Source organism: Kitasatospora sp. NPDC059088, from assembly GCF_042738155.1.
Lineage (GTDB): Bacteria > Actinomycetota > Actinomycetes > Streptomycetales > Streptomycetaceae > Kitasatospora.
In genome coordinates, this window is record NZ_JBHYGR010000108.1 from 1 (window position 1) to 12,390 (window position 12,390).

General features: G+C 74.9%; 12 protein-coding genes. 2 read left to right on the plus strand and 10 right to left on the minus strand.

All coding sequences use genetic code 11. From position 1 onward, the window contains the following. Positions 1 to 138 precede the first annotated feature (138 nt). The 7 genes from ACFWXO_RS34205 to ACFWXO_RS34235 all read right to left on the minus strand — a co-directional run bounded on the left by ACFWXO_RS34205 (position 139) and on the right by ACFWXO_RS34235 (position 7,123). The gene (locus ACFWXO_RS34205) at positions 139 to 519 is read right to left on the minus strand and encodes a VOC family protein (RefSeq protein ID WP_375896821.1); all 381 of its coding nucleotides are present in this window, start codon (positions 517 to 519) and stop codon (positions 139 to 141) included. Between the two features lie 160 nt (positions 520 to 679). Beyond that, positions 680 to 1,624, minus strand: coding sequence for an STM4011 family radical SAM protein (locus ACFWXO_RS34210; protein ID WP_380528880.1), 945 nt, complete (start codon positions 1,622 to 1,624; stop codon positions 680 to 682). Between the two features lie 11 nt (positions 1,625 to 1,635). Then, on the minus strand, positions 1,636 to 2,967 hold the full coding sequence (locus ACFWXO_RS34215; protein WP_380528882.1) for an STM4012 family radical SAM protein: 1,332 nt from the start codon (positions 2,965 to 2,967) through the stop codon (positions 1,636 to 1,638). Continuing rightward, positions 2,964 to 3,839, minus strand: coding sequence for an STM4013/SEN3800 family hydrolase (locus ACFWXO_RS34220; RefSeq protein ID WP_380528930.1), 876 nt, complete (start codon positions 3,837 to 3,839; stop codon positions 2,964 to 2,966). The genes ACFWXO_RS34215 and ACFWXO_RS34220 overlap by 4 nt, the downstream gene beginning before the upstream one ends. A gap of 41 nt (positions 3,840 to 3,880) precedes the next feature. Then, entirely contained in the window at positions 3,881 to 5,050 is a 1,170-nt protein-coding gene (locus ACFWXO_RS34225; protein WP_380528884.1) for an STM4014 family protein, read from the minus strand. 88 nt (positions 5,051 to 5,138) lie between these two features. Next, a complete protein-coding gene (locus ACFWXO_RS34230; RefSeq protein ID WP_380528886.1) occupies positions 5,139 to 6,071 on the minus strand; it encodes an STM4015 family protein in 933 nt (310 codons plus the stop codon). Positions 6,072 to 6,136: 65 nt separating this feature from the next. Further along, entirely contained in the window at positions 6,137 to 7,123 is a 987-nt protein-coding gene (locus tag ACFWXO_RS34235; RefSeq protein WP_380528888.1) for an STM4015 family protein, read from the minus strand. A 202-nt stretch (positions 7,124 to 7,325) separates the two neighbouring features. Between ACFWXO_RS34235 and ACFWXO_RS34240 the strand changes: the two genes are divergently transcribed. Next, positions 7,326 to 7,652, plus strand: coding sequence for a hypothetical protein (locus ACFWXO_RS34240; protein WP_375896837.1), 327 nt, complete (start codon positions 7,326 to 7,328; stop codon positions 7,650 to 7,652). A gap of 118 nt (positions 7,653 to 7,770) precedes the next feature. Next, on the plus strand, positions 7,771 to 8,955 hold the full coding sequence (locus ACFWXO_RS34245; RefSeq protein ID WP_380528890.1) for a DUF6745 domain-containing protein: 1,185 nt from the start codon (positions 7,771 to 7,773) through the stop codon (positions 8,953 to 8,955). 18 nt (positions 8,956 to 8,973) lie between these two features. Here the strand turns inward: ACFWXO_RS34245 and ACFWXO_RS34250 are convergent, their stop codons facing one another. The 3 genes from ACFWXO_RS34250 to ACFWXO_RS34260 form a co-directional block, all read right to left on the minus strand. Then, complete coding sequence (locus tag ACFWXO_RS34250) at positions 8,974 to 10,791, minus strand: hypothetical protein (RefSeq protein WP_380528892.1); 1,818 nt, start codon at positions 10,789 to 10,791, stop codon at positions 8,974 to 8,976. A gap of 156 nt (positions 10,792 to 10,947) precedes the next feature. Then, positions 10,948 to 11,601: a VC0807 family protein gene (locus ACFWXO_RS34255; RefSeq protein ID WP_380528894.1), complete on the minus strand. Its 654-nt coding sequence runs from the start codon at positions 11,599 to 11,601 to the stop codon at positions 10,948 to 10,950. Further along, positions 11,598 to 12,239: a TetR/AcrR family transcriptional regulator gene (locus ACFWXO_RS34260; protein WP_380528896.1), complete on the minus strand. Its 642-nt coding sequence runs from the start codon at positions 12,237 to 12,239 to the stop codon at positions 11,598 to 11,600. The genes ACFWXO_RS34255 and ACFWXO_RS34260 overlap by 4 nt, the downstream gene beginning before the upstream one ends. Between the last annotated feature and the right edge of the window lie 151 nt (positions 12,240 to 12,390).

Here is a 12,390-nt window from a genome sequence, read left to right on the forward strand (position 1 = left end):
GGGGTGGTCTGTGCTGCTCTCCCTTCTGGGGGGGGCGCGCGGTGGGGGCCCCGGGCCCCCCGCCCCCCGCCCGGCCGCCGCCCCCCCCCCCCCCCCGGTCCCGGGTGCGGTGGGGTGGGGGGATCGGTCGGGGATGGGTCAGCTTCCGACGCGCTGGGCCACGCAGAGGATGTTGCCCTCGCTGTCCTTGAACCAGGCGGCGCGCATGCCCTCGCCCTCGGCGACCCCGTTGACCGTCTTGAGGCCGGGGAAGTCGTACTCCTCGAAGGTGATGCCGCGCTCACGCAGGGCGGCCATCTCGCCGTCGAGGTCGGCGACCTTGAAACTGGCGAGGGTGTGGGCGGCCTGGCCGCCGCTGGGGGTGCGGTAGATGGTGAACTGGGTCGCGCCGCATTCGCCGGTCAGCTCCTCCTCGCCCTCCTCGACGACCTTGAGGCCGAGGGCATCGGTGTAGAAGGCCTTGGCGCGGGCGAGATCGGTGGCGGGGATGACTGCTTGCAGCGGTCCGTCTCCAAGCATGGTGGTTCGCCTCCTCTCGGTTACCAGGCTAGGGAGGTACGCGGCCGGGCGCCCGGTGGGCCGGGGAGCGCTGCGGGCCGTGCGCGGCCGGTCACACGGGGGTGCAGGCGCGGGCGGCCGGGGCGGCGGGGGCGCGGACGGTCAGGGCGAGGGCGGACGGTCAGCCGCCCCGAGTCCACTCCTGCGGCACCCGTTCCAGTACGCCCGTGCCGAACAGCTCGTACAGCGGCAGCGTCTCCAGGTGGACGTACCCGATGTGGCAGTCGCAGACCGGCAGCGGGCAGGGGCGCGGCCGCAGCCGGGCGCGGTAGCTGCCGTCGTAGAGGTTGCCGAGGACGTCCCGGACGAAGTGGCAGCGGCGCACCGTGCCGTCGCCGTCCACGGAGAGCACCGAATCGCCGGTGCGGCAGGGCAGCCCGGCGCTCGGATGGGCGTGCCGGCTGTAGCCGAAGTGCGGGTCGATGGCCGTCCACTGCGCGGCCTCGGCATCGGTGTAGCTGCGGCCCTCGGCCGCGTTGATCCACAGGTACACCTCGGGGGCGAGCGCCGCGCGCAGCCGACGGGCCTCGGGGAGGTGGTCCGGCTGCCCGACCACGCCGACGCTGTACCGCACGCCCAGCGCGTCCAGCTCGCGGCACTTGGCGAGGAAGCGGTCGAAGGGCACCTGGCCGGGGTGGTAGGTGACCCACAGGGCGAGGGTGGCGGGGTCGGCCTCGGCCAGCCACCCGGTACGGCAGCTCAGGTTGGTCTGGATCGCGACCCGGCGCACGTGCGGGAGCCGGCTCAGCTCGACCAGCGCGCGGCGGTACCAGGAGCGGACCAGGCCCTCGCCCCAGGGGGTGAACAGCAACGACAGGGTGTCACCGGTGCCCGCGCGGGCGGTGGCCCAGGCGGTGAAGCGTTCCAGCGCGGCCCGGTCGGCGCGCAGCTGCTCGGGCGAGTCGCGGCGCTTGGCGAACGGGCAGTAGGGGCAGTCGTAGTCGCAGGAGGCGAGCGGGCCGCGGTAGAGCAGGGTGAGGTCGCGCGGCCGCGCCGCGTCGGGGGTGCCGGCGGCGGCGTCGGCCTCGACCGGGGCGGCGGGGTTGGTGGGGGCGACGGAGGGCATGCCGAGGAAGGTCATTTCGCCTCGTAGCCCGTCATCAGGGCCCGGACCCCGGGCGAGAACAGCAGCGGCCCGACCGCGTCCGAGTGGGCCAGGCCCTCCGGGGTGAGCCGTAGCCGCTCCGGGTCGGCGGCCAGCCAGCCGCGCTCGGCGAAGCCCGCCAGCTCCGCGGCGAAGTCCTCGGCCGGCGAACTGCCGAAGCGGGCGCGGTAGTCGGCCAGGGGCATGCCCTCGGCCTGGAGCAGCGACTGGACGAGGTGGCGGCGACGCGGCTCGCCGCCGTCCATCCGGAAACCGTGTTCGGCGTGGTGGAAGTCCTCGGTGGTGACGAAGCGGTCGATGATGCTGCGCACCTCGGTGGCGTTCACCGCGTAGTCGAAGGAGTAGTGCAGCCGCGAGGTGTAGGAGCGGGCGCCGCAGCCCAGGCCGACCATGCCGTCGGTCTGGCAGGCGTACTCGCCCTGGCCGGCCTGCGGGGAGGCCGCGCGGCGGAACATCCGCATCGACACCTGCTGGTAGCCGTTGGCCAGCAGGTGGTCCCGGCCGGACCGGTAGAGCGCGAGCCGGCGGGTGTCCCAGGCGGCGGCGCTCTCCTGCTCGCCGCGCCGGGCCAGGCCGGTCAGCGGGCGGACGTACAGCGGGTAGAGGTAGAGCTCCTCGGGCTGCCAGTGCAGGGCCGCGTCCAGTGAACGCAGCCAGCTCGCCTCGGTCTGGCCGTCGATGCCGTAGATGAGGTCGATGTTCAGCACCGGTATCCCGGCGGCCCGGATCCGGGCCAGGGCGGCCTCCACCTCGGCGCGCTTCTGCGGGCGGACGGCCGAGCGGGCCTCGGTGTCGTCGAAGGACTGCACCCCCAGGCTCAGCCGGGTGGTGCCGCGGGCGGCCAGCACCTCCAGCCGGTCGGCGGTCGCGGTGGCGGGTGAGGCCTCCACGGAGAGCGGCACGGCCCGCAGGTCGGCGCCCATCCGCTGCTCGGCGATGTCGCACAGCCGCTCCAGCTCGGCGGCCGTCAGATACGTCGGGGTGCCGCCGCCGAACGCGGCCAGCGCGAACCGGGCGTCGCCGTCCAGGGCCGAGCGCACGGCGTCGGCCTGGCGCTCCAGGGCGTCCAGGTAGGCGGTGGTCAGGCCCTCGGGGCTGCCGATCCGGGTGAACAGGTTGCAGAAGCCGCAGCGGACCTCGCAGAACGGGACGTGCAGGTAGAGCGAGAGCGCGTGCTGCGGCTCCCCGGCCCAGAGCTCGCCGAGCAGCGGGCGCTCGGGCAGCGGGCGGTAGGCCGTCTTGTGCGGGTAGGCGTAGACGTAGGACTGGTACGGCGAGTCGGGGAGCGGGGGTGCGGTGATCATGCGCGCTCCTCGGGGATGGAGGGGATGGACGGAGTGGAGGCGGGGGAGGGGGCGGTGGCAGTGCCGTGGCCGGCCGGGACGGTGAAGTGGGCGTACGGGACCGTCCAGACCACCTCGTGGCCGATCCGGTGCCCGGTGTAGCCGTCCTCGCCGTACGCCGTGCCGTGGTCGGAGCAGACGACGGCGAAGCAGGGGCGGCGGGCGCTCATCGCGGTGAAGAGGCGGCCGATGTGGGCGTCCACGTACTCCAGGGCGGCGGCGTGGCTGGCCCGCGAGTCGCCGTGCTCGCGGGTGGCACCCGGCAGGTGGAACCAGTTGGGCTGGTGCAGCGCCGAGACGTTCAGGAACAGGAACAGCGGCTGGTCGGCGGGCTGTTCGGCGGCGACCCGCTCGGCCCGGGCGACCTGCTCCTCGAAGGAGGCGGGGGAGGCCACGCCCATCGAGGGCTCCCAGTGGCTCTCCTGGAACAGGCCGGGCAGGACCGAGCCGAGCGGGCCCTGCTTGTTGAAGAAGCCGACGCCGCCGATGCAGACCGTCCGGTACCCGGCCGCCCCCAGAGCGGTCGGAAGGTCCGCCGCGTCGAACACCCAGGTACGGGTGGCGGTGCTCTCCGAACCGGCGAAGCGGGCCGCGAACAGGCGCGGGTGCGGGCCGCCGGGAGCGGCCGGGGTGGGCAGGAAACCGGCCATGATCGCCTGGTGGGAGGCGTAGGTGAAGCTGCCGGGCGCATGCCGGCGCTCCCACCGGCCGCCGGGCAGGAAGGCGGCGAGGTTCGGGATCCGGCCGGCCCCGGCCAGCTCCTCGGCGACGTCGAAGCGCAGCGTGTCGAGGGTGACGAGCAGCAGGTCGTGGCTGCCGACCACCGCGTTCATGTCGGGGTTCGGGGCGGCCGTCTCGGGCGTGGGCTGGTGGTTCATCGGGAGGGTTCCATGCTCTGGTGGTGCGTCGGGGCGGGGGAGCGGGGCTCTGTGCGGTCGGTACGGGTGGTGGGGTCGGGGCGCCGGGCGAGGGCGGCGAGCTGGGCGCCGTAGGTGTCGAGGCCCTCGGCCGGGCCTCCGGGCAGGCCGGTCAGCCCGGGCAGCAGGTCGCCGAAGGCGTTCACCTCGCCGACCAGGGCGCGGCGCCAGCCCGCGGTGGGCAGGACGTCCACCCCGACCATCGGGGAGCCGGGGAAGCAGGCCGCCGCCCGCTCGGCCGTCTCCAGCAGCGTGGGCCAGGCCGGGCCGGCCGCCTCCCGGGCCAGGTCGAGGCTGCCCCGGGCGCCGCCGAGGTGCAGGTTGGTCATCGGCTGGGAGCTGGTGCGCACCACCGCGTGGGTGGCCCGGCCCTCGACCACCACGACGCGCAGGTCCGCCGAGCGGCCGGACTGGGAGGCCTTCGGGATCCACTGCTCGACGTGCAGCCCGTCCGGCGCCAGGCGGTCGACGATCTCGGCGACCTCCCGCTCGTCGCGGTAGCGGCGCACCCGCAGCGAGTTGTGCAGTCGGCCGTCGGCCAGCTCGACCGAGGTGGTGGCCAGGAGTCGTCCGCGCGGGCCGAACTCCAGGGCGATCACCCCGGAGGCGGAGGAGCCGTGCGCGGGCTTGACGAAGACCCGGTGCAGACCGGCCGCGGCGAGCCGCGAGCGCAGCTGTTCCCAGCCGGAGAGCTCGCCGCCGGGAGCCGGGCCGGGGAGCGCCCGGGGCACCGGCACGCCGGCCGCGGCGAGCAGTGCGTGCGCCCGGCGCTTGTCGAACATCACGGCGATCTCCTCCGGATCGCCGAGCAGCCGCACGCCGGGGTGTGCGGCCAGCCCGCGCAGAGCGGTCAGCATCCCGGTGTACCAGGCGGCCGTGCCCTCGACCCTGGTCGGCGCGTAGCCGGAGCCGAGCGCCGGGCCGCGGAGCAGCTCGTCGACCAGCGGCTCCTCGCCGGGCGACTCGATGCGCAGCAGGGTGCCCTCCGGCAGCCGGTACCCGCCGCGCAGGACGTCCAGCCAGGGCAGCACCGAGGGCTCGGGCAGGCCGGCGGCCCGGGCGGCGGCGGTGAACAGCGTCACCCGCCGGTGCCCGGGGTTGCCGAGGACGGTCAACCGCTGGGTCATCGTGCCGTCTCCTCTCTCCGTTGCCGTTGCCGTTGCCGTGTTCGCGTCCGTGTCCCTGTCCGTTTCCGGTCTCCGCCTGCGCCTGCGGCTACTCGGCGACCGCGACGTAACGGTCCTCGTCGTCCTCGCCCGCGTCCTCCGCCTCGGTGAGGTCGAGGTCGACGCCGGGCAGGGCCTGGCGCAGGCGTTGTCCCATCTCCTCGGTGAGGTAGTGGTGGTGGAGGTCGAGTGCGCGCAGGTGGGTGAGCGGCTGGCCCTCCAGCAGGGCGGCCGCGCCCTCGTCGGAGAGCACGCCCATGGAGAGGCTGAGCGACTCCAGCCGGGCGACCACGGGGGCGTGGGCGAGGGCGGCGGCGATCTCGTCCTGGAACTCGCTGTTCTGCAGGCCGAGGTGGCGCAGCCGCGGCAGGCGCGAGCCGTCCAGGAAGGGTGCCAGGTCGTCCAGCGTGGTGTCGCCGCCGTACTCGTCGACGCCGAGCCAGAGCTCCAGCCGCTCCAGCGCGGGCAGTTCGGAGCCGGCCACCGCGCGGACCACGGTGGCCGGCAGACCGCCGGACTCGAAGCACAGGGACGTCAGCCGGTCGTGCCGCACCGGGAGGAGGCAGAGGTCCATGCTGCCGCGCACGGTCAGCGAGGCCAGCCGGGGGAAGGCCGTCAGCAGCGGGGTGACGTCGCCCATCTCCAGCCAGGAGATCTCGCACTCGTCGAAGGTGACGTCGCCGAGGAAGACCGCCTCCAGCGCGGGCAGGCGGTCGGCCGCGGCCGCCATCGCCTCGACCGCGACCCGCACGGGGGAGTAGCCGCCCTGCCACCAGGGGCCGATCACCAGGGCGCGGACCCCGGCCGGGTCGACGGACTGGAGGAAGGACCGCCAGAGCTCCTCGAAGCCGTGCTTGGCGTCGTACTCCAGGGCCAGCCGCCAGGCGACCTCGCCGGCGGCGGGCCGGTGTCGGGTGTCGTCGGGGGCGAACTCGTGGATCGGCAGCTCGTGGAAGTGCTTGAGGTGGTGCGAGACCGTCATGTCGGATCCTGGCGGGTGTGCTCGGGCGGGTGCGGGACAGGTGGAGCCGGAGGGGGCGGTGCGGACTATTCGGCGACGGCGACGTAGCGCCACCGGTCGTCCGGCTTGCCCGCCTCGGTGAGGTCGAGGTCGACGCCGGGCAGGGCCTGGCGCAGGCGCTGTTGCATCTCCTCGGTGAGGTAGTGGTGGTGGAGGTCGAGTGCGCGCAGGTGGGTGAGCGGCTGGCCCTCCAGGAGGGCGGCCGCGCCCTGGTCGGTCAGCACGCCCATGGAGAGGTTGAGCGACTCCAGCCGGGCGACCACGGGGGCGTGGGCGAGGGCGGCGGCGATCTCGTCCTGGAACTCGCAGTTCTGCAGGCCGAGGTGGCGCAGCGCGGGCAGCCCGGTGCCGTCCAGGAAGGGCGTCAGATCGCCGATCGTGGCGTCGCCGCCGTAGTTGTCCACCCCCAGCCAGAGCTCCAGCCGCTCCAGCGCGGGGAACTCGCAGCCGGCCACCGCGCGGACCACCGTGGCCGGCAGGCCGCCCGCCTCGAAGCGCAGCGCCTTGAGCGCCTCGTGCCGCAGCGGCTGGAGGGCGAGGCCGCCCTGACCCTCCCAGTCCTCCGAGGCGCCGCGCACCACCAGCTCGGCCAGTGCCGGGAAGGCCGTCAACAGCGGCGTCACGTCGCACTGCTGGATCCAGGAGATCTCGCACTCCTCGTACGTGACGTCCCCGGCGAACAGCGCGCGCAGGGCGGGCAGTCGGGGCGCGGCGGCGACCACCGCCTCCAGCGGCTCCCGGAAGGAGTCCGGCTCGTCCGGTGCCCACTGGCCGATCACCAGGGCGGCGACCCGCTCGGTGTCGACGGCCTCGAGGAACTGCTGCCAGCGTTCGGGCCACGTCCGCTCGGACTCGTAGTCGAGCCGGATCCGCCAGGCGACCGCGGCCGCGTCCGGCAGCGGGGCGGGCCCGGCGCCGTCGGTCGGCCCGGCTGCCTCCGCCGCCTCCAGGGCCTGGACGAAGTCGAAGACCGGGAGACCGTGGAACTGTTCGAGGTGGTGGTTGACGGTCATGCGCTGCTCCTCCGGGGAATCGGACCGAACGACTGTCTACCAGGCGGGTCCGACAGACCGGTGGCCGGGTGGCGGCCCGGGCGCGTTGTCAGACCCTTGCTCTACGTTCTGGTCGTGGCTCCGGAGCGTGACCGTGTCCGGTCGGGCGGAGCCGTGGGTTCCGGCGCCCGCCGGGGTCCGGCCGTACGGCGTGGGAGGACTGATGTACCGCCAGGGTGATGTGTTGATCGTGCCGGTCGCGGAGGTCGTGGTGCCGCTGCGGGTGTCCGGGCTGGCCGTGCAGCCCCGGGACGCGCGGGGCCGGATGGTGCTCGCGCTCGGCGAGGTCACCGGCCATGCCCACGCCGTGGTCGGCCCCGGTGAACTGCGCCGGGAGGCCGGGCCCTTCGGCGAGGCCTGGCTGCACCTGCCGGAGGGCGGCCGGGTGGTGCACGAGGAGCACGCGGCGATACCGCTGCCCAAGGGGTGGTACCGGGTGGTCCGCCAGCGCGAGTACGTGCCGGGCGCGGTGCGGGTGGTCGCGGACTGAGCTGCGGGAGTAGGAGCGGGCGCGGGAGCGGGTGCCGGTGCAGGTGCCGACGCGGCACGGGGAAGCGAACGGGAACGGACGGCCGGGTGGGGAGCCCGGCCGGGGAACGGAGCAGACGATGACGACGGAGACGGTGATCCGGGCCAACCCGACCGATGCGGGCGCGGGCGGACGCGGCGAGGCCGGTGGGCCCGGCGGGGCGGTCGGCGCGGCCGGGGCCACGGCGCGCTGGCGGGCCGCTTCGGCCGCCACCGGGCCGGCCGACCGGGCGGCGGTCGAACGCGCGGTGCGGGCCGCCTACCGGCCCGCCGGGCTGCCCGAACCGGCGGCCGTGCGCTGGTTCGGCTCGCCGCTCGCGGCCGCCGAGGCGGCGCTGGAGCTGCGGGCCGCCGGCGCGGTGAGCGTGCGCGAGGAGGTCCGCACCCGGCCCTGGGAGGAGGCCCGGCGGCGCGCCGTCGAGCAGGTCGGCCCGGCCGGCTGGGCCGCGCACTGGGCGTTGACCGGCGGTGAACTCGGCCCGGTCAGCACGCCGCTGGCCGAGCGGGTGCGCAACGCCGTGCTCGACCGGCTCGCGCCCGAGGCCGATCGCGACCGGGCCGCCGGCAGCGACCGGGCCTCCGCCGGTGCCCCGGCCACCGGCGCCGGGGCCGCCGCTGCCCGGAGCCGGCGCACCACCGTCCGCCTCGCCCTGCTGGACGCGGTGCGCGGCCAGCACGACGCACCCTGGTTCGCCGCCCTGGAGGCCGCCGGCGCGGGCGTCGAGGCCGTCGCACCGCTCGCCGAGGTGGGGCGGGGAGCCGGCTGGTGGTGGCCGTACCAGGAGGTGGCGCTGGTCTCCGAACGGCCCGTCGTCCTGCACCGCGACGAGGCCGGCCGGCTCGACCGGGCGGACGGCCCCGCCCTGGAGTACCCGGACGGCTTCGCGCTGCACGCCTGGCGCGGGATGCCCGTCCCCGCCGAGTTCCTGGCGGGCCTCGCCGAGGTGACGGCCGAGCGGATCCGCACCGAGGAGAACGCCGAGCTGCGCCGCGTGCTGCTGGAGCACTACGGCTACGAGCGGTACCTCGCCGACTCCGGCGCGGAGCCCGTCCACCGCGACGAGACGGGAGTGCTGTGGCGGATCGTCCTGCCGGACGACGAACCGGTGGTGATGGTCGAGGTGGTCAACTCCACGCCCGAGCCCGACGGCACCTCCCGCACCTACTGGCTGCGCGTCCCGCCGAGCACCCGGACGGCCCGGGCCGGAGTCGCCTGGACGTTCGGCATACCGGAGACGGCCTACCACCCGCAGCGCGAGACCTGATGCTCCGGCCCACGCCCGTCAGGCCCACGGGGCCCGGCGGCCGCAGGTCACCGGCCACTCGGCGGCGGGGACGCCGGCGCACCACAGCGCGGGGTCGTCGGAGGCCTCCCTCCGTGCGGTCAGGTCCTGGTTGACGCCGGCACAGGTGGCGACGGGCGAGTACCGGGGGCACTGGCCGGTGGCGTCCTTGAGCACGTGGGCGCGCCAGGCGTCCAGGCCCATGTCCAGGACTCCCGAGGCGGTGGTCGGCATGTACCGGTTGGCCGACCACGAGCCGGCCATGGCGGTGAACAGCGCGATCGCGCAGACCCCGGCCGCGGTGACCCGGCGGACCGCCAGGAGGTTCCGCCCGGTGGCCGGGCCGCCGCCGGGCCGGGACAGCGTGCGGCTCCAGGCCGCCGCGCGCCGGACGGCCAGCATCAGTCCGAGCACCGCCAGGACGATCAGGCAGTACATGATGATCCACGTCGTCCGCGGGTAGAGCTGCACGGCCTGGGTGCGCTCCATCTGCGCGGCGAACCAGAACCGGAGCAGCCAGGAGCTGACCAGGACGGTGGCGACGGTCCGCACCAGGACGCCTCCCGAACCGAGGCCGATCGCGAGTGCCGCCGCCGCGAGGAGCAGCAGGGTGAACGCGCTCTGCCCGGCCAGCTCACCGCCGACCGGCCAGTTGTGGTAGGTCTGCGTGCCGGCGCGGTCGGACGCCCATCCCATCACGTAGGCGGGATCGGCGTAGACCGTGATCATCGCGTAGCGGTCCTTGGTCGTCGCACCGAACCGGACCAGCTGGTAGAGCAGCGGCGCGCCGACCACCGCGGCGCTCACCACCGTCACCCCCAGGAAGAGCAGCGTCCGCAGCAGGCGCGCCGTCCCCGCCCGCCAGGGGATCGAGAACCCGCTCAGGACGAGGACACCGGGAGCGGCCCAGACGAACCAGCCGGAGTACCAGAGGAACACCACGCCCATCGCGGAACCGTACGCGACCGCCCGCCGGACGGCGGTGCGGGTCGGCAGCCGGTGCGCCCGGCGCAGGTCGCGCAGGCAGGCGGCCAGCAGCGGCACCATGACCAGCATGGCGCTGTGGCTGTAGGGGCGGATGGGGTCGATGAAGAGCACCGCGGCGGGCGCCGCGATCAGCAGGGCCCAGAAGGGCCGGAGCAGCAGCCGCCAGGCCAGGTAGGCGAGCGGGCCGGCGACGGCGGTGCACAGCAGTTGCAGGTCCTGCATGGCGAATCCGACGCCCGCGACGGCACCGTGGGCGCCGTGGAACAGCTCGGCCCACACGGCCAACAGCGCCGGGAAGAGCGGCGGGTAGACCCCGGGCAGGCCTTGGCCGCGGATCATGTCGTCGGCCATGCCCATCACATTGCCCGGGTCGCCCTCCTGCCCGCCGAGCCCCCACGGGGTTCCGTGCAGCGCCACCGCGATACCGCCGGCGACCAGGCCGGTGCTCAGCCCCGCGATCACCGCGCATCCGAGCCGCAGTGCCGGACGGTAGCGGTCGGGGCCGGCGCGGTGCGCGACGTACAGCAGCACCGCGAGGACGGGCACGGCGACCACCGCGGCGTGCAGTTGGAGACCGGCGAGGCCGCTCACCTGGCCGATCCGGACCAGCGGGTTCACGTCGATGCTGCGGGCCCAGAACAGGAAGCCGACGCCGGTGACCAGGCCGACGACGGCCTCGGCGACCGCCGTCGCGCGCCGCCGGGGTCGACGTGCGCCCGCTGCCCGCGCGGACGTGACGGCGTCGGTTTCGGGTTCTGTCCCGGTGATCCGAGCGGCCGGTGGTGCCTCGGCCTGTGGCGCAGCGGTCGGACAAGTGGTCGCATCAGTCATGCAGTTGTGCTCTCTCACTGTGCATCCGCCGCACCCGATCGGGCTCGCCGGACCCGGAGTCCCCCGCTCGACGGTCGCCCTGGGGAACGACCGGCACCCGCCCCGGTCACGCGGCATGACCTGGACGGAGCAACCGGGCGGGGCGGCGCCCCCGCCTCAGGCCCGCAGGCCGCGGCGCTTGGTGTAGGCGAGGTGGAACAGGAAGAGCGGTACGGCGATGACCGGCCAGCAGGCGTGCATCGCGGCGGGCGCGGCGTCGACCGGCAGCAGGTAGGCGAAGGCGAGTTGGGCGAAGGCGTTGAGCAGGCTGGCCGCGCCCCAGACCGCGGTGAGCACCCGGACGCCGCGACGGAAGGCCGCGTCCTCCTCCCACCGCTCCTCCCAGGCGCGCAGCCCGGCCTCGCCCGACTTGACCTGGACGAAGGAGCGGAACAGGAGCATCAGCGCCGGGCGTCCGAAGCCGACGGAGGCGAGCAGCCAGACGCCGATCAGCCCGCCGAGCATGCCGGTCCAGGCCTCGCGGATCAGCAGGGCGCGGGGGTCGCCGGTGAGCGAGGAGAGGACGAGCCCGAGTCCGATCATGGTGAGGATCAGCAGGGCGAGGAGGTCGAGGCGCCGGGTGCGGACCAGTCGGACGACGACGGCGACCGCCGGGATCGCGGCCGACCACAGCAGCGACCACCACTGGTCCACGCCTGCGAGGCGCAGCCCGTAGTAGGCGCCGAGCGGCAGGACGAGGTCGAGCAGCAGGGGTAAGGCGGCGGTGCTCCGGCGGGCCCGTCCCTCCCGGGGAGCGGCGTGGACGGTCATGACGCGCCGCCGTTCCGGGTGGCGAGGTCGAACAGGGTGACCAGTTCACGGCCGTAGGCGCGCGGGTCGAAGTCGGCCCCGGCGGCGAGCCGGTTGGCGGCCGCGTCGATCGAGGCGCGGATCGCGGTGGCCATCGCCTCGGGGTCGAAGGGGCGGAAGGCGCCGGTGCGCTGGCCGTCCCGCAGGTGCTGCACCAGCAGGGCGACGGGGGTGTCGAAGCCGGCCGGGCTGACCAGCGGACTGCCGTCCTCCCGGCGGGCGTTGGCGAGGACGTCCACCAACGCCCGGACCGCGACGGGGTGTTCGGCGAGGAAGTCGAGGTTCGCCTCGATGTAGGCGGCCAGCATCGCGGCCGGCTCGTGCTGGGCGCGGATCCGCGGCTGCATGGCGGTGCGGGCCTGTTCCTGGACGGTGTCGACCAGGGCCTGGAAGAGGTCTTCCTTGTCGTCGAAGTGGTACGAGATCAGCCGCACGCTGGACAGCCCGGCGCGCTTGGCGATCTGCGCGAACGAGGCCCGGCCGTAACCGAGTTCGGCGACGACCTCGATGGCGGCGGTGACGATCTGGGCGCGTCGGGCGTCCGTGACGAAGCTCCGGCCGCTCTCCGGAGCCGTGGGGTCCTGAGGATTTACTCGCATGAGTAAAAAGTAACACGCGTCGGCAGAAGTGCGGGCGTGAAAGAGTTCCGCCGCCTGCCGTGGGGGAGGCGGCGGGGCGTCGTGGGGGAGGTCCGGGAGGTCAGGGGGCCCGGGGGAGCAGGACGGGGTGGTAGAAGCCGGTGTGGGCCCG

Bases quoted from the DNA above. Each gene is read 5' to 3' on its own strand.
- ACFWXO_RS34215 (WP_380528882.1), bottom strand. From the start codon at position 2,967: ATGATCACCGCACCCCCGCTCCCCGACTCGCCGTACCAGTCCTACGTC.
- ACFWXO_RS34260 (WP_380528896.1), bottom strand. From the start codon at position 12,239: ATGCGAGTAAATCCTCAGGACCCCACGGCTCCGGAGAGCGGCCGGAGC.
- ACFWXO_RS34250 (WP_380528892.1), bottom strand. From the start codon at position 10,791: ATGACTGATGCGACCACTTGTCCGACCGCTGCGCCACAGGCCGAGGCA.
- ACFWXO_RS34205 (WP_375896821.1), bottom strand. From the start codon at position 519: ATGCTTGGAGACGGACCGCTGCAAGCAGTCATCCCCGCCACCGATCTC.
- ACFWXO_RS34210 (WP_380528880.1), bottom strand. From the start codon at position 1,624: ATGCCCTCCGTCGCCCCCACCAACCCCGCCGCCCCGGTCGAGGCCGAC.
- ACFWXO_RS34230 (WP_380528886.1), bottom strand. From the start codon at position 6,071: ATGACGGTCTCGCACCACCTCAAGCACTTCCACGAGCTGCCGATCCAC.
- ACFWXO_RS34240 (WP_375896837.1), top strand. From the start codon at position 7,326: ATGTACCGCCAGGGTGATGTGTTGATCGTGCCGGTCGCGGAGGTCGTG.
- ACFWXO_RS34255 (WP_380528894.1), bottom strand. From the start codon at position 11,601: ATGACCGTCCACGCCGCTCCCCGGGAGGGACGGGCCCGCCGGAGCACC.
- ACFWXO_RS34225 (WP_380528884.1), bottom strand. From the start codon at position 5,050: ATGACCCAGCGGTTGACCGTCCTCGGCAACCCCGGGCACCGGCGGGTG.
- ACFWXO_RS34235 (WP_380528888.1), bottom strand. From the start codon at position 7,123: ATGACCGTCAACCACCACCTCGAACAGTTCCACGGTCTCCCGGTCTTC.
- ACFWXO_RS34245 (WP_380528890.1), top strand. From the start codon at position 7,771: ATGACGACGGAGACGGTGATCCGGGCCAACCCGACCGATGCGGGCGCG.
- ACFWXO_RS34220 (WP_380528930.1), bottom strand. From the start codon at position 3,839: ATGAACGCGGTGGTCGGCAGCCACGACCTGCTGCTCGTCACCCTCGAC.